Below are 21,511 nucleotides of genomic sequence, written 5' to 3'. Positions count from 1 at the left end.
GGCCCTCGCTAACGGACCGTGCGCGCGTCGTACCGTTGCGGACATGAACCCGGCCGTCAGGCGAGTCGCGATCGATGCCCTCATCGCTGTCGTCGTCGCGGCCGTCGTGGCGGTGGCGATCCGGGTCGCCGACGAGCCCGGCGCCCGGCCGCCGGACGCGCGCGCCTACGCGATCGGCGCGGTGATCGGGCTGCTGCTGGTCTTCCGGCGCCGCTGGCCGCTGCTGGTGCTGGTCGGCTCGGTCACCGCGCTGATGATCTACTACGCGCTCGAATACCCGGGCATCCCGCCCGCCCTCCCGCTGGCCGCCGCCCTCTTCTCCGTGGCGGCCGCCGGCCGGTTCACCTGGGCGCTCGTCGTCGCCGGGTTCTTCGTCGTCCTTGAGCTGATCATGCGGTACACGCTGCTCGGCGAGGGCTTCTTTCCCGCCCTCTCGGCCACCCTCGAAGAGGGTTCGCTGCTCGCGGCAGTGGTGCTGCTCGCCGAGACGATCCGCACTCGCCGGGACCGGCTGGCCGAGGCGCAGCAGCGTCTCGCCGTGATGCGCCAGGAGCGTCAGCACGAGGTCGCCCAGGAGCGGCTCCGCATCGCCCGCGAGGTCCACGACGTACTCGGTCACACGATCGCCGCGATCAGTGTGCAGGCGAGCCTCGCCGACGACATCTTCGACAGCAAGCCGGCCGAGGCGCGGGCCGCGCTGCGGAGCATCCGGGGCGCGGCACGCGACGCCATGCACGAGGTCCGCTCGGCGATCGGCATGCTCCGCGACGCCGGGGAGGTGCCCGACCTGGCGCGCGTCTTCGCAGTCGCCGAACAGGCCGGCGTGAAGGTGCGGTCGGGGATCGCGGGCACCCCGCGCCCGATCCCGCCGGAGGTGGCGCTCTCGGTCTACCGGATCGTGCAGGAGTCGATCACCAACACGGTCAAGCACGCCGAAGCCACGACCGTCGACGTCACCATCGCCTACGCGGGTGACGCCGTCACTGTGGAGATCGTCGACGACGGGGTCGGGTCCGGGGCGGGCCGACGAGGGCACGGGGTGGCCGGCATGCGGGAACGGGCTACGGCGGCCGGCGGGTCGCTCGAGGCCGGGCCCCGGCCGCAGGGCGGGGGGTTCCGAGTGGCCGCGCGGCTGCCGGTCGAGGTGGAGGAGACAGCGTGACGATCCGGATGGTGCTGGCGGACGACCAGACACTCGTGCGGGCCGGCTTCCGGGGCCTGCTCGACCACAGCGACGACCTGGAGGTGGTCGGTGAGGCGTCCAACGGCGCCCAGGCTGTCGAGATGGTCGCCGCCACCCGGCCGGACATCGTGCTGATGGACGTGCGAATGCCGGTGCTCGACGGCGTACGGGCAACGGCCGCGATCGTCGAGCGGTTCCCGGCCGTGCGGGTCATCGTCCTGACCACCTTCGAGCTCGACGAGTACGTCTTCGAGGCGCTGCGCGCCGGCGCGAGCGGGTTCCTGCTCAAGGACATCGAGCCCGACGAGCTGCGCCAGGCGGTGCGGGTGGTGGCCGGCGGCGACATGTTGATCTCGCCGCGGGTGACGAGCCGGCTGGTGAGCGCGTTCGTCAGCAAGGTCGCGCCCACGCCGGTCGACGGCGGCCGGCTGGCGGTGTTGACCGACCGCGAGCGCGAGGTGATGAGCCTGGTGGCCAGCGGGCTGACGAACGAGGAGATCGGGCGCCGGCTGTCGATGAGCCCGGCCACGGCCCGTACCCACGTCCACCGAGCCATGGTCAAGCTCCGCGTCCGCGACCGCGCGCAACTCGTCGTCCTCGCCTACCAGACGGGGCTCGTCGCGCCCGGCAGCTGACTACGGCAGTTGTTTCGCGGGCGGTGCCGGCTACGGCGATCGCCGTATCAACCGGGCGTTCCTCAACGGATGCCGGGCGGTGCGCATCCTTCGTATGTTGGCGTCATGTTTGAGGTCGGAGAGAACGCCGATGGGATCCTGGCCGGGGTCCTGTTCCTGATCTGGCTGTCCGCGGCGATCCTCGCCACGCGGCTGGCCTGGCGGCCGACGCCCGAGGCGCTGCGCAAGAGTGCCCGTCGGCTGCTGCGTCTGCTCGTCGCCGCGCTGGTGGTGCTGGTCGTCAAGTGCGTCGCGATCGGGCTGATGCTCGCCGTCGACTGGATCTTTGCCGACAACCGCGTGATCGTGCAGATGCCGCTCCTGCTGCTGCCGATGCTGGCCGTCGTCATCTGGACCGTGCCGGGCCTACGCGCCCTGGCCAACCGCGACGACGCGCCGGTCGACGTCGAGACGCGCTCCGCCGCCGCCCATCCCCGATTCGTCGTGCCGGTCCAGGTGACGGCCGTGGCGACGGTGGTCGGCGTCTACTTCGCGTACGTGTCCCGTCCGGTCCCGTCCTACCTCGACGACATCGCGACCCACGCCGCGCCGATCCTGCTGTCGGTGGTGGTGCTGTGGTTCTGGCAGGGGCATCGTCTGCGGGTCGTCACCGCTACCGATTTCGCCCGTCGTGGCCGTCGTGCCAGCGCCCTGCGCGCCACCGCGCAGGCCGCCGTCGTGGTGCTGGTCGTCGCCGCCGGCATCACCTACGTGGCGCAGAGCAGCAGGCTGCCCGACCGCATGACAATGACGTCCCACGACAACGTCGACTACGGCGGCGGCCCGTCGATCGGTCACGGTGGCCACGGCGGGACCTCCGTCGACGACCTGCGCGGGCCGCGGACCGGCAAGCCCAACAAGGCATTCACCCTGACCGCGAAGAACGCCACGGTACGGCTCTCGTCGGGCACCGAGATCAAGGCGCTGACGTACAACGGACAGTCGCCCGGGCCGGAGCTGCGGGTCCGCGAGGGAGACCTCGTCGAGGTGACGCTGCACAACGAGATTCCCGACGAGAACGTGACCATCCACTGGCACGGCCTCGACGTCCCCAACGGTGAGGACGGCGTCGCCGGTGCGACGCAGAACGCCGTGGAGCCGGGCGGCAGCTTCACCTACCGGTTCATCGCCGAGCAGGTCGGCACCTTCTGGTACCACACCCATCAGAACCCGCTCGAGGCGATCAGGCGGGGTCTGTTCGGCGCGCTGATCGTCGAGCCGCGCGACGGCCCACCACCCGGCGAGCGGGACTTCGTCGTGCAGGCCCACGAGTGGCGTACGCCGGACGACAACATCGTGTCGTTCGGCACGAGTGACACGCTGCAACGCCAGGAGGTCGCTCCGGGCACGCCGGTGCGTCTGCGCCTGATCAACACCGACAACAACCCGTCCACCGACAGCCGTCCGCGGGCTCTGACCGTCAACGGCACGCCGGTGCGGGTGGCGGCGATCGACGGGGTCGACGTCAACGGCCCGACCCCGCTGACCGACCCGCGGTTCGGGCTGGCTACCGGTGGACGCTACGACGTGACGTTCACGATGCCGGCGGGCCCGGTACGCCTGACCGACCTCGCCAACCTCGACGGCGGGCTGGTCCTGGCGCCACCGGGTGACGCCTCGACGCCGAAGATCGTCGACGACGGGGACCACTTCGACCCGCTCTCGTACGGCTCCGGCGGATCCCGGCCCTTCGACGCCGGCTCGTCGTACGACCGCTCGTTCACCCAGCTCCTCGACGACCGGCTGTCCTTCTACAACGGGGGCCTGCACCTGGTGCCGATCATCAACGGGCACAGCTTCCCCGACACGCCGACGCTCATGGTCCGGATGGACGACGTGGTCAAGGTGCGGATCGTCAACCGCAGCCACCAGAACCACCCGATGCATCTGCACGGCCACCACGCGTTGGTGCTGTCCCGCAACGGGGTCCGCGCGACCGGGTCACCGTGGTGGATCGACAGCCTCGACGTGATTCCCGGTGAGATCTACGAAATCGGCTTCAAGGCGGACAATCCGGGGCTCTGGATGGACCACTGCCACAACCTCGACCACGCGGCCAACGGCATGGTGATGCACCTCGCCTACGAGGGCGTCACATCCCCCTATGAGCTGGGGCGGGGCACTCCCAATCAGCCTGAGTAGGCGGACCTGTCGAGCCTTCCTCCACCGGGCCTCGAGGCAACGCCGGCAGCGTCGTTCGCATCCGAACCCCGCTTGCTGAGGAGAACCCATGCTCGACGCGATGCGACGAACGTTGTCGCTGGCTGTGCCGCTGGTACTGGTGGCCGGCATTGCCGCGCCCGCCACAGCGGCCACCTCGACCACTGGGCGACTGACCGTCGTCGCCCGCAACCTCGACAACCCTCGCGGTGTCGCCATCGACCGGGCCGGCATCGTCTACGTCGCCGAGGCCGGGCTCGGCGGCGACGACGTGTGCATCCCCGGCACGTTCGGCACCAACCTCTGCTACGGCTCGACCGGTGCGATCACGGCGGTCCGTCACGGCTGGCAGAAGCGAGTCGTGACGGGCCTGCCGTCGCTGCGGAGCACTGGCGCCGGCTTCTCCGTCTACGGCGCCCACGACCTGGCCTTCGATCGGCAGGGCAAGCTCCTGGTGGCGATGGGCTACAGCACCGACCCGGTCTCGCGCGACCTGCTCGGCGCGGCCGGGGCCACGATGGGAACCATCCTCCGGGTCGAGGGGAAGCGCCGCTGGTCGGTCGTCGGCGACCTCTCCGCCTACGAGGGGCAGAACAACCCCGACGGGGTCATTCCGGAGAGCCAGCCGTACGCGGTCGTCGCCGACGGGCGTGACGTCTACGCGCTCGACGCGGCCGCCAACGACGTGCTCCGGATCGACCGTCGTGGCGTGGTCACCGCCGAACACGTGTGGCCACAGGAGCAGGTGCCGGCGCCGCCGGAGTGGGGCCTGCCGCCCGGCTCGACGACGCCGATCCAGTTCGTACCGGTCACCATCACCCGCGGGCCGGACGGCGCCTTCTACATCGGACAGCTGACCGGGCACCCCTTCCCGAACGGCGGCGCCCGGGTGTGGCGGCTGGTGCCCGGCCAGGAACCAACGATCTTCGCGACCGGTTTCACCAACATCATCGACATCGCCTTCGACAAGCGGGGTCGACTGGTCGTGCTGGAGATCGCGAAGAACGGGCTCAGCTCCGGGGATTCCACAGGTGCGTTGATCCGGGTGGAGCGCGACGGCAGCCACCGGGAGCTGGCGAGCACCGGCCTGGACTCCCCGATGTCGTTCGCCATCGCCAAGGACGGCAGCTTCTACATCGCCAACAAGGGCCTCGGCATCGGCGAGTTGGTCCGTCTGTCCACACGAGACTGACAGAATCGCGCGGCGATCGTGGCGTTCTTCGTGTCGGGAGGACGCCACGATAGCTGTGGCGTCACACGGCCGCGATACGGTGCCAATCGTGTGCACGCTGGCGGCGGGGGATGGGGTCTGGGGGTTAGGTTGACGCGGTCCGACGGCGGGTCTCCCGCCGGCGCCACCACCATCCTCATAGTCGACGACCACGCTCTCGTCCGCGAGGGGCTGCGCTGGGTGCTCGAGGTGCACGCCGACCTCGACGTGGTCGACGAGGCGGGCGACTCGGCCACCGCTGTCGCCAAGGCGGCGTCGGAGCGCCCCGACGTGGTGCTGCTCGACGTCGAGATTCCCGGCGACGACCCGGTGGTCACGGTGCGCCGCATCCGTGAGGTGTCGCCCGACAGCGCGGTCGTCATCCTCAGCATGTATGACAGCCCTGACCTGCTGCGCCGACTGATCGCCGCGGGGGTGCGCGCGTACCTGCTCAAGAGCGTGGGTCGTGAGGAGCTGGTCGCCGCGATCCGCAAGGCCCGCGACGGCAGCGGCTCGGTGCTGCTCTCGGTCTCCGGTCAGAGCCTGGTGCAGGTGCAGAACGCCGAGTCCGCCATTCTGTCCTCCGTCGAGCTGGAGATCCTGCAACTCGCGGCCGAGGCGATGACCAACGCCCAGATCGCGCGGCGACTCGACCTGACCGAGGCCACTGTGAAGAGCCACCTGCGTCGCATCTTCGCGAAGCTCGGCGCGGTCTCCCGCATCGACGCGGTCAACAAGGCGGTGGCAGCGTCACTGGTGACGCTGCCACACGACCGGTTGGTGCCACGCCAGCGCCGCCCGCCGTTCTAGCGACCGGCGACGTTCCTCAACGACCGGCGACGTTCCTCAACACGCGGCCTTGAGGTCGGCGGCGCGGTCCGTGCGCTCCCAGGTCAGGTCCGGGAGTTCACGGCCGAAGTGGCCGTAGGCGGCCGTCTGCTGGTAGATCGGACGCAGGAGGTCCAGGTCGCGGATGATCGCCGCCGGGCGCAGGTCGAAGACCTCACCGATCGCCTTCTCGATCCGGTCGAGCGGCACCGTCTCCGTGCCGAACGTCTCCACGAAGAGGCTCACCGGGTGGGCCTTGCCGATCGCGTAGGCCACCTGCGCCTCACACCGCTCGGCCAGGCCGGCGGCGACCACGTTCTTCGCCACCCACCGCATCGCGTACGCCGCCGAGCGGTCGACCTTCGACGGATCCTTGCCCGAGAACGCGCCACCACCGTGTCGGGCGTACCCGCCGTAGGTGTCGACGATGATCTTCCGTCCGGTCAGGCCGGCGTCGCCCATCGGGCCACCGATCTCGAACCGACCCGTCGGGTTGACCAACAGCCGGTAACCCTCGGTGTCGAGGTCGAGCGCCTCCAACTCCGGCGTGATCACGTGGTCCCGGATGTCGGGGGCGAGCAGTTCGTCGAGGGAGATGTGGGCGGCGTGCTGCGTGGAGACCACTACGGTGTCGAGCCGGACCGGGCGTAGGCCGTCGTACTCGACGGTGACCTGGGTCTTGCCGTCCGGCCGCAGGTAGGGCACCGTGCCGTCCTTGCGGACGGCGGCCAGACGGCGGGCCAGCCGGTGGGCCAGCGCGATCGGCAGCGGCATCAGCTCCGGCGTCTCCGAGCAGGCGAAGCCGAACATCATGCCCTGGTCACCGGCACCCTGGGCGTCGAGCCCACCGCCTGACGAACCGTCGCGCAGCTCGATCGCCGTGTCGACGCCCTGCGCGATGTCGGGCGACTGGGCACCGATCGAGATGCTGACGCCGCAGGAGGCGCCGTCGAAGCCCTTCTTCGACGAGTCGTACCCGATGCCCAGGACCGTTTCCCGCACGATGCGTGGGATGTCGGCGTAGGCCTGCGTGGTGACCTCGCCGGCGACGTGGACCTGGCCGGTGGTGATCAGGCTTTCGACGGCGACCCGGCTGTGCGGGTCCTGGGCCAGTAACGCGTCGAGGATCCCGTCGCTGATCTGATCGGCGATCTTGTCGGGATGACCTTCGGTGACCGACTCGGAGGTGAAGAGGCGGCGCGACATGTGTGACTCCTAACCCGAGGGGCGTGGGGGCCCGGCGAGTCTTCCCGCCGCTGGTGGAGCTTGCCTGGAGGAAGCATCGAGCGATCAAAGGGGTACGCGCCGTACAACTTTCGACACGCATCGATCCTCGGAAGAACCCGCGATGTCGCTACCTGCGGTCGTTCCGACACGCCCCGCTCATCCATAGCTTGAGAACGTCTCGACGAGTGCTATGGGGAATGGGGGGACCACTGTGGTCAGGTACGAGATCCTCGGGTCGCTGGAAGTGATCCACGAGGGCCGGATCTGTACGCCGACGCCGCCGAAGGTGCGGACCGTGTTGGCGCTGCTGGTGATGCGGGCCAATCGGGTCGTCCTGGTCGACTCGATAATCCGGGAGCTGTGGGGTGACGATCCGGCGCGCAGCGCCGTCACCACAGTGCAGACCTACATCTACCACCTGCGCAAGCTCTTCGCGAAGGAGGGCATAGAGACCCCGGACCGGACCGTGCTGGAAAGCCGTGCCCGCGGCTACCTGCTCAGGGTGGAGCCGGGCCAGCTCGACGCCGAGGTGTTCGAGACGATGCTCGACCAGGGTCGCTCGCACATCGAGTCGGACCGGCCCGAGGAGGGCGCCGAGGTGCTGCGGCGGGCGCTGGCCATGTGGACGGGGCCGGTGGGCGCCAACGTGACGTTCGGGCCGGCGTTGGAGGCACACGCGATCCACCTCCAGGAGCAGTGGATCCGCGCGTTGGAACTACGCATCCAGGCCGACATCACGCTCGGCCGCCACCGCGAGTTGATCGGCGAGCTGCGCTATCTCGTGGGCACGTACCCGCTCAACGAGTGGTTCCACCGCCAGCTCATCGTGGCGCTCAGCCGCTCCGGGCGCCGTGGCGAGGCGTTGCAGGCGTACCACCACCTGCGCCGGGTGCTCAGTGAGGAGTTGGGCCTGGACCCTTCGCCTGACCTCCAGCGGCTCCAGCGGGAGGTGTTGGCCGCCGGCGGGCCACTGCGCCCAGGGCTCGCCAGGGCCTCGTGACAGGCCCTCGACCGACGCTCCAGCGCCGTTCGACCGGCCGTCCCTAGCTTTCACACGGATATCGCGGCCAGGAGGTCTTCCATGACGAGCACATCCGACCGTCGGGTGGTCATCACCGGGATTGGCGTCATCGCCCCCGGTGGACTGGGCACCAAGGCGTTCTGGGAACTGTTGACCGCTGGCCGCACGGCCACCCGTACCCTGTCGTTCTTCGACGCCACCCCCTTCCGGTCGCGGGTGGCCGCGGAGGCCGATTTCGACCCGGTGGCCGAGGGCCTGTCGCCGCAGGAGGTCCGCCGGATGGACCGGGCGGCCCAGATGGCAGTGGTCTGCACCAGGGAGGCGCTGGCCGACAGCGGCTTCGAGGTCGCCGACCCGACCCGGGTCGGCGTGAGCGTCGGCACTGCGGTCGGGGCCACGATGAGCCTCGAAGAGGAATACGTCGTGGTCAGCGACGGCGGTCGGAAATGGCTGACCGACCACCGGTACGCCACCCCGCACCTCTACGACTATCTGGTGCCGAGTTCGTTCGCCCGCGAGGTGGCGTGGTCGGTCGGGGCGGAAGGTCCGGCGACCGTGGTCTCCACCGGCTGCACGTCGGGCCTCGACTCGGTCGGCCACGCCCGGGAGCTGATCCGGGAGGGCTCGGCCGACGTGATGATCGCCGGCGCGACCGACGCCCCGATCTCGCCGATCACTGTGGCCTGCTTCGACGCGATCAAGGCGACCACGGCCCGCAACGACGACCCGACGCACGCCTCGCGGCCGTTCGACAACAGTCGCGACGGGTTCGTTCTCGGCGAGGGTGCGGCGATGTTCGTCCTCGAAGAGCTCGAGCACGCCCGCCGGCGCGGTGCGCAGATCTACGCCGAGCTGGTCGGGTTCGCCTCGCGCTCCAACGCCTTCCACATGACCGGCCTGCGGCCCGACGGGCGGGAGATGGCCGAGGCGATCCGGGTCGCGCTCGCCGACGCCCGGCTGCCCGGCGACGCCGTCGACTACATCAACGCGCACGGCTCGGGTACGAAGCAGAACGACAGGCACGAGACGGCGGCGTTCAAGCGGAGCCTCGGCGACCACGCGTACCGCACCCCGGTCAGTTCGATCAAGTCGATGATCGGCCACTCGCTCGGTGCCATCGGCTCGATCGAGATCGCGGCGTCGGCCCTGGCGATCAAGCACGGGGCGGTGCCGCCGACGGCCAACCTGCACGAACGCGACCCGGAGTGCGACCTCGACTACGTGCCGCTCACCGCCCGCGAACAGCAGACCGACGTGGTGTTGAGCGTGGGCAGCGGGTTCGGCGGCTTCCAGAGCGCGATGCTCCTGGCGCGTGTGGCATGACCACCGTCGTCACCGGGGTAGGGGTGGCCGCGCCCAACGGGTTGGGCCGCGACGCCTTCTGGGCGGCCACCGTCGCCGGGGTGGGTGGCATCGGGCCGATCAGCCGTTTCGACAGCTCGGGATACCCCGCCCAGTTGGCCGGCGAGGTTCCCGGGTACGAGGCGGCCGATCACATCCCGAGCCGGCTGATGGCGCAGACCGACCACATGACCCGGCTGTCGTTGACGGCGGCGCAGTGGGCGCTCGCCGATGCGTCGGTCGACCCGTCGGCGTTGCCCGAGTTCGGCATGGGTGTCGTCACGGCCAGCGCGTCCGGCGGCTTCGAGTTCGGCCATCGTGAGCTGGAGAAGCTCTGGAGCAAGGGGTCCGAGCACGTCAGCGCCTACCAGTCGTTCGCCTGGTTCTACGCTGTCAACACCGGCCAGATCTCGATCCGCCACGGGATGCGTGGGCCGACCGGGGTGCTCGTCACCGAGCAGGCGGGTGGGCTCGACGCGGTTGCGCAGGCCCGACGCCAGGTGCGCAAGGGCGTACAACTCGTGATGACCGGCGGTGTCGACGCGTCGCTCTGCCCGTGGGGCTGGACGGCCCAGCTCGCCAACGGCCTGCTCAGCACGGGGCGCGATCCGGCCACGGCGTACCTGCCGTTCGACACCAACGCGTCGGGTTACGTGCCGGGCGAAGGCGGCGCGATCCTCGTGTTGGAGGACGAACACGCCGCTGCCCGGCGCGGTGCCGCCGTCTACGGGGTGATCGCCGGATACGGCGCGACGTTCGACCCCCGGCCCGGCTCCGGCCGCCCGCCGGGTCTGCGTCGGGCGGCCGAGATGGCAGTGTCCGACGCCGGTCTCACACCGGCCGACATCGACGTCGTCTTCGCCGACGGCGCCGGTGTCGCGGAGCTCGACCGCGTCGAGGCCGAGGCGATCACAGCGGTCTTCGGCCCACATGGGGTGCCGGTGACAGCGCCCAAGACGATGACCGGCCGGCTCTACTCGGGCGGGGCGGCGCTCGACCTCGTCTCCGCGCTGCTGTCGATCCGGCACGGCGTCATCCCGCCCACCACCAACATCCGCCAGCCGGCCGAGGGCCTGCACCTCGACCTGGTGCGCGACGTCGCGCGGGAGACACCCGTACGCGCGGCGCTCGTCCTCGCCAGGGGCTACGGCGGGTTCAACGCGGCCATGGTCGTGACCGACGAAAGGAATGGACGATGACCGACGCCAGCCTCGCCGCCGTCGCGAACTTCGACGAGCAGCAGGCACTCGACCTGCGTGAACGGCAGATCGCGGTGCTGGGAAGCGCCAAACAGATCGCCAACGTGATCTACGTGGTCACCGAGCTCGGCGTCGCCGACCTGCTCGTCGACGGACCGGTGCCGGTCGCCCAACTGGCGGCGGCGACCGAGTCGCACGAGGACGCGCTGCGACGGATCCTGCGCGCGGCCTCCGCGGTCGGCATCTTCGACGAGCAGGAGGACGGGTCGTTCGCGCTGACGCCGCTCGGCGAGGGGCTGACGTCGGCCCGGATCGGCGGTCTGCGGCCGATGGTGCAGTTCAGCGGTGCCGACTTCAACCGCCTCCCGTACGCGGAGATCCTGCACAGCGTCCGCACCGGCGAGCCGGCCTTCAACAAGGTCTTCGGCATGGGCTTCTACGACTACCTCCAGGCCCACCCGGAGGCCAATCGGTTCTTCGAGGGCTTCATGGCCCACTGGAGCCGGCGGCTCGCCGACCGGTTCGCTGCGGAGTTGGCACCCGAGCGGTTCGGCCGGATCGCCGACATCGGCGGCAGCAACGGCTACTTCCTGGCCAAGATGCTCCAGCGTCATCCCGAGGGCACCGGTGTCCTCTTCGACCTGCCCGAGGTCGTGGCCGATGCCGAACCGCTGCTCAAGGAGCACGGTGTCACCGAGCGCGTCGAGGTGCGGGGCGGCGACTTCTTCACCGACGAGCTGCCGGCCGGCGCCGACGCGTACATCCTGAAGTCGATCGTCCACAACTGGCCGGACGACACCTGCGTCACGTTGCTGCGTCGGATCCGCGCGGCGATCGGCGACGCCGACTCCCGCCTCATCGCGATCGACCAGATCGTGCCGCCGCGCAACCAGTGGGACCACGCCAAGATCATCGACATCGACATGCTGGTGCTCTTCGGCGGCAAGGAGCGCGACCTCCGCGAATGGCAGGCGCTGTTCAGTGCGTCCGGTTTCGAGCTGGTCAACACACCCGCGTCCCGCGGCTGGGCCCTGCTCGAAGCGCGTCCGATCTAGGAAAGGAAGCCCGCAATGGCACACATCGGCATCGACCAGCCGGTCGTGACGATGGTCAACGTCTTCACCGTCGAGCCGGCCAACCAGCAGAGGCTCGTCGACATCCTGATCGAGGCGACCGACGCGGTGATGTCCAAGGTCGACGGGTTCGTGTCGGCGAACATCCACGCCAGCCTCGACGGAACCCGGGTCGTCAACTACGCGCAGTGGAAGAGCGAAGAGCACTTCACAGCGATGCTCCAGAACCCCGAGGTCCACCCCCACTTCGGCGAGGTACGCGCGATCGCCACGCCGGAACGCCACCTCTACAAAGTCGTCTACACGGAGGACGCTCATGTCTGACGGAAGCACCGACGTCCTGATCGTCGGCGGCGGCCCGGTCGGCCTGTCGACCGCGCTCTTCCTGGCCCGCAAGGGGATCCGGCCGATCCTTGTCGAACGTCGACCCCGGTTGTCGACGATCCCCCGCGCGACAGGTCTGCACGCCCGCACCGTGGAGATCTTCCGCACCGTCGGCCTGGAGCCGGCCGTGCAGCAGGCCGGCATGAAGATCGTCGGGCCGGGCGCCGAACTCGACCTCGTCCGCGCCGGCCGCGCCACGCCACTGGTAATGCTCGGCGCCCAGTCGCTGGCCGACCTCCACAAGTCGTTCGTCATGGAGGCGCACGACGTCGACTACGACAAGTTCACGCCGAGCTGGCCGATCTGGTGCGGCCAGGACCACTACGAGCCGCTGCTCTACGACGCCGCCGTCGAGGCGGGCGCGGAGATCCGCTTCCAGAACGAGCTGATCGGGCTGACCCAGGACCAGGACGGGGTCACCGCGACAGTCAACGACAACGGCACGACACGCACCATCCGGGCGCGCTACGTCGTCGCGGCCGACGGCGTGAAGAGCCCCGTCCGGAACATGCTCCAGATCGGAGATCGCAGCAACGGGGTCGCCGGGAACTTCGTCAGCATCATCTTCCGCGCCAAGGTCGACCTGCCCGAGTCGGCACCCCGGTTCACGCTGATCTACCTGATGAACCAGCTTGCCCAGGGTCTGCTGCTCTTCATCGAGCCGGGGCGGTGGATGTTCGGCGTCAACTACTACCCGGAGCGGGGCCAGTCGCCGGCCGACTTCACCCCCGAACGCTGCGTCGAGCTGGCCCGGATCGCGGCCGGTGACCCCGAGCTGGAGGTCGAGGTCGAGTCGGCCCAGCCCTGGGACGCGCGGCACATGGTCGCCGACGCGTACCAGCAAGGGCGGGTCTTCCTCGCCGGCGACGCCTGTCACGCCCACCCGCCGGCCGGCGGCTTCGGCGTCAACGCCGGCATCCAGGACGCGCACAACCTGGCGTGGAAGCTCGCCGACGTCCTTGCGGGGCGGGCCGACGAGAGCCTGCTCGACTCCTACGAGGCCGAGCGTCGTCCGGTCGGCGCGGCGACCGCCGACCAGGCGTGGATGCTGTTCCGCACCCGGGGTCAGCTCGCCGACGAGGACAAGGCCGCCTACCGGGACTTCGTCATCGTGACGATGGGCTACCGGTACACCTCCAACGCGATCGTCGGCGCGCCCGCCGACACCGAGCTGCTGCCCCGCGAGCTGACCTTCACCGGCCAACCCGGATCGCGTGCCCCGCACGGCTGGGTCGACCACGACGGCGCTCGGGTCTCCACGATCGACGTGCTGACCGAGGGCTGGACGTTGGCCACGGCTCCAGGCGACGATGCCTGGCTCGCGGCGGCCGAGGCGGTCTCGGCGGAGACCGGTCTCCCGATCAAGGCGCTCACCGCCGGCCCCGACGGTGACCTCGCCGACGACGGTTCGTGGCTCGCGAGCTGCGGAGTCGGCCCCGGCGGAGCGCTGCTGGTACGCCCCGACGGCATCGTCGCCTGGCGCAGCGCCGGGCCGGTCGACGACCAGGCGCAGAGCCTTGCCGCCGCCCTGGCAACGATCCTGCGGGGAGCGTGAGCACATGTCCTACCGCGCCCTCATGGTCATGCGGATGGCCCCCGGTCACGCCGACGCTGTCGCCGAGCTCTTCGCCGAGCACGACAAGGGCGACATGCCCTACGTCGTCGGCATCTCGCGGCGCACGCTCTTCCAATACCAGGACCTCTACATGCACCTGCTCGAGGCCGACACCGACGTCTTCGACAAGCTTCTCGCGGCCCGAGCCCGCGCGGACTTCCAGGAGGTCAACCGGCGCCTCTCGGCCTACCTGCAGCGCTACGCGCCGGACAGCATGACCGAGTTGCAGGACTCGAAGGCCACGCCCTTCTACACCTGGAGCCCCGAGACAGGGAGCATCACGTGACGCTGACCCGCCGCGACATCAACGACATGATGCAGGCATACAAGAAGACGAGCCTGCTGCGTACCGCTGTCGAGCTGGGTGTGTTCGACGCGCTCGCCGCGGGCCCGGCCACGGCCAGCGGGCTCGCCCCGAAGCTCGGCATCCACCCGCGGGGCGCGCGCATCCTGCTCGACGCGCTCACAGCGATCCGCCTCACCGACCGGACCGGCGAGCACTTCTCGCTCACCCCGGCGGCCGCCGACCACCTGGTCAGCACCCGTCCGGACTACCTGGGCGGCATGGTCAAGGTGATGTCGAGCGACTGGGAGTGGGACGCGCTGCGCGACCTCAGCGCCGCCGTACGGGCCGGCGGGACCGTGCTCGACGTGCACGCCGAGACCCCGGAGTACACCTACTGGGAGGACTTCGCCGCGTACGCGACGAAGGTCGCCCAGCCGACCGCCGAGGTGATGGCCGAGGCGCTCGCGCCGTGGACGAAGGAGCGCGCCGAACTCGACATCCTCGACGTCGCCTGCGGCCACGGCGTCTACGGCTACACGCTCGCGCAGCACAACCCGCAGGCGGCGGTGACCTCGCTGGACTGGCCCAACGTTCTCGCCGTGACGGAGAAGCACGCCGAGCGGCTCGGCGTACGCGACCGGGCGTCGTTCCTGCCGGGTGACATGTTCACCACCGATCTCGGCGGTCCCTACGACGTCGTGCTGCTCACCAACGTCACCCACCACTTCTCCGAGGAGCGGGTGCACGAGTTGGTGACCCGGCTCGGTTCCGTGGTCAAGCCGGGTGGGCGGCTGGTCATCGTCGGTTTCACCACCGGCGACGAGTCGCCGGCACTGGACCCGGCGCCGTACCTCTTCTCGGTGTTGATGTTGGTCTGGACCTTCGAGGGGGAGTCGCACTCCGTCGCCGCCTACAACCGGGCCCTCGCCGCGGCGGGCTTCGGCCCGGCCACCGTCCACCCGACGGACCTGCCGTTCCGAGTGCTCGTCGCAGAGAAGGGATGACCATGCATCGGCAACCGATCGTGAAGGTCGCCGCCACCGATGTGCCCGGCATCAACCGGATCGGCGGCGAGGTGCGGATCCTGCTCAGCCCGAAGACCGTCGACGCGACGGAGGGCTTCATGGGCACTGTCCGCCTGGAGCCGGGCGAGTTCCTGGCGGAGCAGTACAACCCGTACTCGGACAAGTTCTGTTATCTGGTGCGTGGCGAGGTCGTGATCCGGGTCGACGGCGCGGAGGTCAAGCTCGCGGCCGACGAGGCTCTCATGGTCCGTCGCGGCCAGCGGCACCGCATCGTCAACGCCGGTGGCGAGACCGCGCTGATCGTGTTTCAGATCAGCCCGCTCGCGCCGCGCCCCGAGCTGGGCCACGTCGACACCGAGGAGGTCCCGCATCCCGAGTCGCCGGTGCCGCAGGTCGGCGGCGTGCGCGACGGGTGGCAGCGACCGACGGGAGGAAACTCATGAGCCAGCTGACCCTCGACGACCTGCGTCGGATCCTGGAGACCAGTTCCGGTGTGGTCGAGCAGACCGACTGGGCCGATCCGGCGACGCTCGACGCGCCGTTCGACGACCTCGGCTATGACTCACTCGCGCTGTTGGAGCTGGCGGCGCGGGTGCAGCAGGAGTACGAGGTGCGCATCCCCGACGACGCCGTGTCGATCATGAAGACGCCGCGGCTGGCCGTCGACTACGTCAACCAACGACTCGCGGATCGGTGACCCCATGGCCGGACACACTGACAACGAGGTCGTCATCAACGCACCGTTCGACCTCGTCTGGGACCTGACCAACGACATCCCCAACTGGCCCTCCCTGTTCAGCGAGTACGCCAGCACCGAAGTGCTCTCGACGTCCGCCGACGGGGCCGTCGTCTTCCGCCTGACCATGCACCCCGACCCGGCCGGCCGGGTCTGGAGCTGGGTCTCCGAGCGGGTGCCCGACCGCAGCGACCGGGTGGTGCGGGCACGGCGGCTGGAGACCGGCGCCTTCAAGTACATGAACCTGTTCTGGGAATACACCGAGATTCCGGACGGCGGCGTGCGGATGCGATGGGTACAGGACTTCGAGATGCGGCCGGGCGGGCACGCCGACGACGAGGGCATGACCGCCCACCTCAACCGGACCACACGTGAGCAGCAGGCACGCATCCGGGAGATCGTGGAGAAGGCCGCGGCCGAACGCGGGCAGTCATGACCGCCACCGTCAACACGCCAGTCGGCAAGAGCTGGCTGATCTGCCCGGGCTGCCGGGCGCTGCTCTACCAGCGCCGGGTCGAGCGCAACCTGGGAGTCTGCCCGGAGTGCGACCACCACGACCAGGTCACCGCACACCAGCGGATCGAGCAGCTCTTCGATCTCGACTCGGTCGAGGAGCTGCCACCGGTCGGCGCCTTCGGCGATCCGCTCGGGTTCGTCGACACGAAGCCGTACCCGCAACGGATCGAGGCGGCCCGTCGGCGTACCGGGCTCGACGAGGCGGTGGTCTGCGTCCGGGGCACTGTCGAGGGGCAGCCGTTGATAGCGGCGGTCATGGACTTCCGCTTCCTCGGCGGCAGCCTCGGCACGGGCGTCGGCGAGCGGATCACCAGGGCGGCCGAGTTGGCGCTCGATACCCGTACGCCACTGCTGATCGTCAGCGCCTCCGGCGGCGCCCGGATGCAGGAGGGCGTGCTGTCGCTCATGCAGATGGCCAAGACGAGCGCGGCGCTCGGGGCCCTCGACGAGGCCGGGGTGTTGACGATCTCGTTGGTCAGCGACCCGACCTACGGTGGCGTCGCGGCATCGTTCGCGACGCTCTGCGACGTCATCCTCGCCGAGCCGGGGGCGCGCCTCGGCTTCGCCGGGCCGAGGGTCATCCAGCAGACGCTGCGTCAGCCGCTGCCGGCCGGCTTCCAGACCGCCGAGTACCTCTTCGCCCGCGGCATGCTGGACGACCTGGTGCCCCGGTCGAACCTGCGGCCGACCATCGGCCGGCTGCTGGCCTTCGCGGGGGCCGACCGGTCCGCGCCGGATCCCTACCCGGTACGGGCCACCACGCCCACCGAGTCGGCGGACCCGTGGGCTGTCGTGGCGCTGTCCCGCGATCTTGGTCGACCATCCACGCTCGACTACATCGGCCACTTCGTTGACGGTTTCGTGGAGTTGCACGGCGACCGGCTGGCGAGTGACTGTCCGGCGATCGTCGGCGGTGTCGGTCTGATCGACGGCCGGCCCACAGTGGTGATCGGCCACCAGAAGGGCCACACTGTCGCCGAGGTGGCCAGCCGCAACTTCGGTATGGCGACACCGGCGGGCTATCGCAAGGCGGCCCGGCTGATGCGCCTGGCCGAGAAGCTCGGCACGCCGATCGTGACGCTGATCGACACCCCCGGGGCCTACCACGGCATCTCGGCGGAGGAGAACGGGCAGGCCATCGCCATCGCCGACAGCATCCGGCTGATGGCCGGGTTGACGGTTCCGGTAGTCGCGATCGTGACCGGCGAGGGTGGCAGCGGAGGCGCGCTCGCCCTCGGCGTCGGCAACCGGGTGCTGATGCTCGCCAACGCGACGTACTCGGTGATCAGCCCGGAAGGCTGCGCCGCGATCCTCTGGAACGACTCCGGTCGGGCCGACGAGGCCGCCGCGCAGCTCAAGCTCCAGGCCGGCGACCTGCTGGCGCTTGGCGTCGTCGACGGGGTGGTTCCCGAACCACTCGGCGGGGCACCGGCCGATCCCGGGGCGACCGCGTCGGCCGTACACCGGGCGATTGTCGACGCGTTCGCTGAGTTGGCCGGTCTCAACCGCGAGGAGGTGCGGGCCCAGCGCCGGGCCCGCTTCCGACAGATCGGAGGTTTGACGAATGCCGGAGGGTAACGCCGACCCGCTGGATGCCGCGGTCCGCAGTCTCGCGCGGCTGATCGGGTCGACGCCTGGTCCGGTCCGCCGCGCCCGGCTCCAGCACGGCGACCTGGTGGTCGAGGTGGAGTGGCCGGACGGCGCACACGGGGTGGCGGCGGTCCCGGCGGTCCCGCCGGTGGAGGCCGACGCCGGTCTGCACTACGTGTGCGCGCCGATGGTCGCGACGCTCTACCTCGCGCCGTCGCCCGGTGCTGACCCGTTCGTCAGTGAGGGCGACCAGGTCGTTCCGGGCCAGCAGGTCGCGATCCTCGAAGCGATGAAGATGATGATCCCGGTCGAAGCCGACCGCGCGGGCGAGGTAGTGAAGGTGCTGGTGCCCAACGCGACCCCGGTCGAGTACGGCGAACGGTTGATCGCCTTAGCTGTGTCGGAGGGCTGACCCAGTGTTCGAGTCGGTGCTGATCGCCAACCGGGGCGAGATCGCGGTCCGGATCGCCCGGACCTGCCGGGAGATGGGGCTGCGTACCGTGGCGGTCTACTCGACAGTCGACCGTGACTCGGCTGTGGTGCGGCTGGCCGACGAAGCCGTCCAGATCGGGCCGGGTCCCAGCCGGCGTAGCTACCTGAGCGCCCCGGCCATCATCGAGGCGGCCCGTCGCACGGGGGCCGACGCCATCCACCCGGGCTACGGATTCCTCTCCGAGGACCCGGACTTCGCCGAGATCTGCGAGGCCGACGGGATCACGTTCATCGGGCCGCCGCCCGCCGTGATGGCCGCGCTGGGCGACAAGGCCCGGACGCGAGGCATCATGGCGGGCCTCGGCCTGCCCGTACTCCCCGGCACTACCGACGCCGTCGAGTCCGCGGCCCACGCCCGCGCGGTCGCCGACGAGATCGGTTTCCCGCTGATCATCAAGGCGGTCGCCGGTGGCGGCGGTCGGGGCGTACGGGTAGTCCGCGACCCGGCCTCGTTCCTGGGCGAGTTCGCCTCCGCGCGGGCCGAGGCGCAGCTGCTCTTCGGCGACAACCGGGTCTACATCGAGCGTTACCTCGAGTCGGCCCGCCACGTCGAGGTGCAGGTGCTCACCGACCGCTACGGCAACGGCATCCACCTCGGCGAGCGCGACTGCTCGGTGCAGCGGCGTCACCAGAAGCTGATCGAGGAGTCACCCGCGCCCGGGTTGCCGCAACACATGGTCGACCGGATGACCGCCGCCGCGGTCACCGGCGCGCTCGGTGTCGGTTACGTGGGCGCGGGCACCTTCGAGTTCCTGGTCGGCGGTGGGGACGACTTCCACCTCATGGAGGTCAACTGCCGGCTCCAGGTCGAACACCCGGTCTCCGAGTTGGTGACCGGCGTCGACCTGGTGCGGCAACAGATCCTCGTCGCGGCCGGCGAACGGCTGGCGCTGACCCAGGCCGACGTGACCCCGCGCGGCACGGCGATCGAGTGTCGCCTCAACGTCGAGGACCCGGCGCGCGGCTTCGTACCGACGCCGGGTGAGCTGACCCGCTTCGACCTGCCCGCCGGCCCGTTCGTCCGTGTCGACACGCACGGGTACGCCGGCTACCGGGTTCCGGCCGACTACGACTCCCTCCTCGCGAAGGTGGTCGTCTGGGCGCCCGACCGCACCCAGGCCCTGGCCCGGATGGCCCGCGCGCTCGACGAGTGCGCAGTCGAAGGGCCAGGTGTGGCCACCACCCGCGACTTCCTCCGATCGACGCTCGACCACCCGTTGTTCCGCGCGGCGAAACACGACACCTCGCTGGTCGACACCATGCTCACCGGCCTCCAGCCGGACACCACCGAAGCTCCAGGGCGCCACTAACCGAAGGGTTCACACTGCTGCCGGTTCGCGGGTTTGCGGCCCGTGCGTCCACGCGGGCGCCTGCGGACGGAAGGTGGCCGACATGGCAATTGACAACGCTTCTCGAGGTGTCAGCCGACGGCGATTATTGGCCGGAGTCGGCGCGGGGGCGCTCGTGGCCGGCACCGGGGGAGTCCTGCTCGACGCGACGCCGGCGGCGGCCGCGTTCTCCAACCGGTTCGGTCGGATGTTCCCGTCGCTGCCGGCGTTCGGGTCCGCGACGACCCAGATGCGCAACGCGCTGATCGACCTGTCGCGCGTCGGTGGCCCGATGGACGCCCGCGACCCGCTCAGCGTCGGCGCGGAGGCGCTCGCCGACCAGCAGCAGCACAGCATCAACAACCCCGACAACTTCTCGATCCCGCAGGGCATGACGTACTTCGGGCAGTTCATCGACCACGACCTGGCCTTCGAGACGACGGCGCCGCTGGGTACGCCTGTCGACCCGACCACGGTGCCCAACCCCCGGACGCCGGCTCTCGACCTCGACTCGCTCTACGGTGGCGGGCCGACCGGAAACCCAGAGCTGTACAACTCGACCGATCCCGCCAAACTCAAGATCGAGTCGGGCGGGCGCTTCGAGGACCTGCCGCGCAACTCCAGTGGCAGGGCGATCGTCTTCGACGTCCGCAACGACGAGAATCTGCCGATCGCGCAGATCACGGCCGCGTTCATCCTCTTCCACAACCGGGTGGTCGACCTGGTGCGCGCACAGGGCACACCGGCGGCACAGGTCTTCGGCGCCGCCCGACAACTCGTCACCTGGCACTACCAGTGGATCGTGCTCAACGAGTTCCTTCCGCTGATCGCCGGCCCGGGCACTGTCTTCACAGTGCTCAACGGCGGCCGCCGCTTCTACAAGCCGGAGCCGAACGCGACGTTCATCCCGGTCGAGTTCACAGCGGCGGCGTTCCGCTTCGGCCACAGCCAGCCCCGACCGGCCTACCTGGTCAACCGCACCGGCAACGGTGGCGACGAGTTCTACGCCATGCTCTTCGACCCGGCGCTGAGCGGCTCCGACCCGGCCGACCTGCGCGGCGGGAAGCGGGCCGCCCGTCGCTACCTCGACCACCAGTTCTGGTTCCAGTTCTTCGACGGCCAGGTGCGCTGGAGCAAGTGGATCGACGTCCGCAACTCGACGCCGCTGTTCGGCTTCCCGCTGCCACCGCCGCCGTCCGGCTCGCCGTCGGCCAACCTGCTCGGACGCGACCTGCTCCGTCAGCTCACCTTCGGCATCCCGTCGGGCCAGCGGATCGCCGCGCACATCGGCGCGCCCGCACTCGGCAGCTTCAACTTCCCGGAGCTCAGTGGGTACGGCCTCGGCCTGGACTCGAACACCCCGCTCTTCTACTACATCCTCAAGGAGGCACAGCTCCAGGCCGGCGGAGGCTCGTTGGGCGCGGTAGGTGGGCGAATCGTGGCAGAGGTGCTCATCGGCATCGCCCAGCTCGACCCGGCGAGCTACCTGAAGGTGCAGCCCAACTGGCGTCCGACCCTGCCCGCCCGCTTCTCGGGCCAGTTCACGATGGCCGACCTGCTCACGTACGCCCGGGTCGACCCGGCCAGCCGCAACTCCTGACGGCGCTTGCTCCGCACCCGGGC

21 protein-coding genes are annotated in these 21,511 nt (G+C 70.1%); 20 read left to right on the top strand and 1 reads right to left on the bottom strand.

What is annotated here, in order from left to right:
* Window positions 1–43 precede the first annotated feature (43 nt).
* The 5 genes from AB0C19_RS17890 (at window position 44) to AB0C19_RS17870 (ending at window position 6,037) form a co-directional block, all read left to right on the top strand.
* Window positions 44–1,162 carry a sensor histidine kinase gene (locus AB0C19_RS17890; RefSeq protein ID WP_357186267.1) on the top strand — a complete coding sequence of 373 codons (1,119 nt, stop codon included), beginning with the start codon at window positions 44–46 and terminating at the stop codon, window positions 1,160–1,162.
* The gene (locus AB0C19_RS17885; RefSeq protein ID WP_112581714.1) at window positions 1,159–1,818 is read left to right on the top strand and encodes a response regulator transcription factor; all 660 of its coding nucleotides are present in this window, start codon (window positions 1,159–1,161) and stop codon (window positions 1,816–1,818) included. The genes AB0C19_RS17890 and AB0C19_RS17885 overlap by 4 nt, the downstream gene beginning before the upstream one ends.
* Window positions 1,819–1,923: 105 nt before the next feature.
* On the top strand, window positions 1,924–3,999 hold the full coding sequence (locus AB0C19_RS17880; protein WP_357186263.1) for a multicopper oxidase family protein: 2,076 nt from the start codon (window positions 1,924–1,926) through the stop codon (window positions 3,997–3,999).
* A gap of 88 nt (window positions 4,000–4,087) precedes the next feature.
* A complete protein-coding gene (locus AB0C19_RS17875) occupies window positions 4,088–5,209 on the top strand; it encodes a ScyD/ScyE family protein (protein WP_357186260.1) in 1,122 nt (373 codons plus the stop codon).
* Between the two features lie 129 nt (window positions 5,210–5,338).
* Window positions 5,339–6,037: a response regulator transcription factor gene (locus tag AB0C19_RS17870; protein WP_357186257.1), complete on the top strand. Its 699-nt coding sequence runs from the start codon at window positions 5,339–5,341 to the stop codon at window positions 6,035–6,037.
* A 36-nt stretch (window positions 6,038–6,073) separates the two neighbouring features.
* On the opposite strand, the gene metK is transcribed toward AB0C19_RS17870, so the two are convergent.
* Complete coding sequence (gene metK / locus AB0C19_RS17865; protein ID WP_091394940.1) at window positions 6,074–7,261, bottom strand: methionine adenosyltransferase; 1,188 nt, start codon at window positions 7,259–7,261, stop codon at window positions 6,074–6,076.
* 211 nt (window positions 7,262–7,472) lie between these two features.
* Between metK and AB0C19_RS17860 the strand changes: the two genes are divergently transcribed.
* From AB0C19_RS17860 to AB0C19_RS17790, 15 genes are all read left to right on the top strand, one after another.
* Window positions 7,473–8,282, top strand: coding sequence for an AfsR/SARP family transcriptional regulator (locus tag AB0C19_RS17860; protein ID WP_196920881.1), 810 nt, complete (start codon window positions 7,473–7,475; stop codon window positions 8,280–8,282).
* Window positions 8,283–8,363: 81 nt separating this feature from the next.
* A complete protein-coding gene (locus tag AB0C19_RS17855; RefSeq protein ID WP_357186252.1) occupies window positions 8,364–9,626 on the top strand; it encodes a beta-ketoacyl-[acyl-carrier-protein] synthase family protein in 1,263 nt (420 codons plus the stop codon).
* Window positions 9,623–10,843, top strand: coding sequence for a ketosynthase chain-length factor (locus AB0C19_RS17850; protein ID WP_357186249.1), 1,221 nt, complete (start codon window positions 9,623–9,625; stop codon window positions 10,841–10,843). The genes AB0C19_RS17855 and AB0C19_RS17850 overlap by 4 nt, the downstream gene beginning before the upstream one ends.
* A complete protein-coding gene (locus AB0C19_RS17845) occupies window positions 10,840–11,898 on the top strand; it encodes a methyltransferase (protein ID WP_357186246.1) in 1,059 nt (352 codons plus the stop codon). Before AB0C19_RS17850 ends, AB0C19_RS17845 begins: the two co-directional genes overlap by 4 nt.
* 15 nt (window positions 11,899–11,913) lie before the next feature.
* The gene (locus tag AB0C19_RS17840) at window positions 11,914–12,240 is read left to right on the top strand and encodes an antibiotic biosynthesis monooxygenase family protein (RefSeq protein ID WP_357186243.1); all 327 of its coding nucleotides are present in this window, start codon (window positions 11,914–11,916) and stop codon (window positions 12,238–12,240) included.
* Complete coding sequence (locus AB0C19_RS17835) at window positions 12,233–13,855, top strand: FAD-dependent oxidoreductase (RefSeq protein WP_357186240.1); 1,623 nt, start codon at window positions 12,233–12,235, stop codon at window positions 13,853–13,855. Before AB0C19_RS17840 ends, AB0C19_RS17835 begins: the two co-directional genes overlap by 8 nt.
* A 4-nt stretch (window positions 13,856–13,859) precedes the next feature.
* Window positions 13,860–14,201 (top strand): TcmI family type II polyketide cyclase, encoded by a 342-nt coding sequence (locus AB0C19_RS17830; protein WP_112581708.1) that lies wholly within the window; start codon window positions 13,860–13,862, stop codon window positions 14,199–14,201.
* Window positions 14,198–15,205, top strand: coding sequence for a methyltransferase (locus AB0C19_RS17825; protein ID WP_357186237.1), 1,008 nt, complete (start codon window positions 14,198–14,200; stop codon window positions 15,203–15,205). The genes AB0C19_RS17830 and AB0C19_RS17825 overlap by 4 nt, the downstream gene beginning before the upstream one ends.
* 2 nt (window positions 15,206–15,207) lie before the next feature.
* Entirely contained in the window at window positions 15,208–15,669 is a 462-nt protein-coding gene (locus AB0C19_RS17820; RefSeq protein WP_091394919.1) for a cupin domain-containing protein, read from the top strand.
* Window positions 15,666–15,923 (top strand): phosphopantetheine-binding protein, encoded by a 258-nt coding sequence (locus tag AB0C19_RS17815; RefSeq protein ID WP_091394916.1) that lies wholly within the window; start codon window positions 15,666–15,668, stop codon window positions 15,921–15,923. Before AB0C19_RS17820 ends, AB0C19_RS17815 begins: the two co-directional genes overlap by 4 nt.
* Before the next feature lie 4 nt (window positions 15,924–15,927).
* Window positions 15,928–16,398 carry an SRPBCC family protein gene (locus tag AB0C19_RS17810; protein ID WP_357186233.1) on the top strand — a complete coding sequence of 157 codons (471 nt, stop codon included), beginning with the start codon at window positions 15,928–15,930 and terminating at the stop codon, window positions 16,396–16,398.
* Window positions 16,395–18,056 carry an acetyl-CoA carboxylase carboxyltransferase subunit alpha gene (locus tag AB0C19_RS17805; protein WP_357186230.1) on the top strand — a complete coding sequence of 554 codons (1,662 nt, stop codon included), beginning with the start codon at window positions 16,395–16,397 and terminating at the stop codon, window positions 18,054–18,056. Before AB0C19_RS17810 ends, AB0C19_RS17805 begins: the two co-directional genes overlap by 4 nt.
* Window positions 18,043–18,480, top strand: a complete 438-nt coding sequence (locus tag AB0C19_RS17800) for a biotin/lipoyl-containing protein (RefSeq protein ID WP_357186228.1) — start codon at window positions 18,043–18,045, stop codon at window positions 18,478–18,480. The genes AB0C19_RS17805 and AB0C19_RS17800 overlap by 14 nt, the downstream gene beginning before the upstream one ends.
* A 4-nt stretch (window positions 18,481–18,484) precedes the next feature.
* Window positions 18,485–19,870, top strand: a complete 1,386-nt coding sequence (locus AB0C19_RS17795) for an acetyl-CoA carboxylase biotin carboxylase subunit (RefSeq protein ID WP_357186225.1) — start codon at window positions 18,485–18,487, stop codon at window positions 19,868–19,870.
* 82 nt (window positions 19,871–19,952) lie between these two features.
* Window positions 19,953–21,488 (top strand): peroxidase family protein, encoded by a 1,536-nt coding sequence (locus tag AB0C19_RS17790; RefSeq protein WP_357186222.1) that lies wholly within the window; start codon window positions 19,953–19,955, stop codon window positions 21,486–21,488.
* Window positions 21,489–21,511: the final 23 nt, after the last annotated feature.

The sequence above is a fragment of the Micromonospora sp. NPDC048842 genome, assembly GCF_040649935.1.
Classification (GTDB): Bacteria; Actinomycetota; Actinomycetes; order Mycobacteriales; family Micromonosporaceae; genus Micromonospora; species Micromonospora hortensis.
Note: the sequence above shows the minus strand (reverse complement) of the source record. Positions and strands in the feature narration are given on the sequence as shown.

Bases quoted from the DNA above. Each gene is read 5' to 3' on its own strand.
- AB0C19_RS17890 (WP_357186267.1), top strand. From the start codon at position 44: ATGAACCCGGCCGTCAGGCGAGTCGCGATCGATGCCCTCATCGCTGTC.
- AB0C19_RS17880 (WP_357186263.1), top strand. From the start codon at position 1,924: ATGTTTGAGGTCGGAGAGAACGCCGATGGGATCCTGGCCGGGGTCCTG.
- AB0C19_RS17875 (WP_357186260.1), top strand. From the start codon at position 4,088: ATGCTCGACGCGATGCGACGAACGTTGTCGCTGGCTGTGCCGCTGGTA.
- metK (WP_091394940.1), bottom strand. From the start codon at position 7,261: ATGTCGCGCCGCCTCTTCACCTCCGAGTCGGTCACCGAAGGTCATCCC.
- AB0C19_RS17860 (WP_196920881.1), top strand. From the start codon at position 7,473: ATGGGGAATGGGGGGACCACTGTGGTCAGGTACGAGATCCTCGGGTCG.
- AB0C19_RS17855 (WP_357186252.1), top strand. From the start codon at position 8,364: ATGACGAGCACATCCGACCGTCGGGTGGTCATCACCGGGATTGGCGTC.
- AB0C19_RS17850 (WP_357186249.1), top strand. From the start codon at position 9,623: ATGACCACCGTCGTCACCGGGGTAGGGGTGGCCGCGCCCAACGGGTTG.
- AB0C19_RS17845 (WP_357186246.1), top strand. From the start codon at position 10,840: ATGACCGACGCCAGCCTCGCCGCCGTCGCGAACTTCGACGAGCAGCAG.
- AB0C19_RS17840 (WP_357186243.1), top strand. From the start codon at position 11,914: ATGGCACACATCGGCATCGACCAGCCGGTCGTGACGATGGTCAACGTC.
- AB0C19_RS17835 (WP_357186240.1), top strand. From the start codon at position 12,233: ATGTCTGACGGAAGCACCGACGTCCTGATCGTCGGCGGCGGCCCGGTC.
- AB0C19_RS17830 (WP_112581708.1), top strand. From the start codon at position 13,860: ATGTCCTACCGCGCCCTCATGGTCATGCGGATGGCCCCCGGTCACGCC.
- AB0C19_RS17820 (WP_091394919.1), top strand. From the start codon at position 15,208: ATGCATCGGCAACCGATCGTGAAGGTCGCCGCCACCGATGTGCCCGGC.
- AB0C19_RS17815 (WP_091394916.1), top strand. From the start codon at position 15,666: ATGAGCCAGCTGACCCTCGACGACCTGCGTCGGATCCTGGAGACCAGT.
- AB0C19_RS17810 (WP_357186233.1), top strand. From the start codon at position 15,928: ATGGCCGGACACACTGACAACGAGGTCGTCATCAACGCACCGTTCGAC.
- AB0C19_RS17805 (WP_357186230.1), top strand. From the start codon at position 16,395: ATGACCGCCACCGTCAACACGCCAGTCGGCAAGAGCTGGCTGATCTGC.
- AB0C19_RS17800 (WP_357186228.1), top strand. From the start codon at position 18,043: ATGCCGGAGGGTAACGCCGACCCGCTGGATGCCGCGGTCCGCAGTCTC.
- AB0C19_RS17790 (WP_357186222.1), top strand. From the start codon at position 19,953: ATGGCAATTGACAACGCTTCTCGAGGTGTCAGCCGACGGCGATTATTG.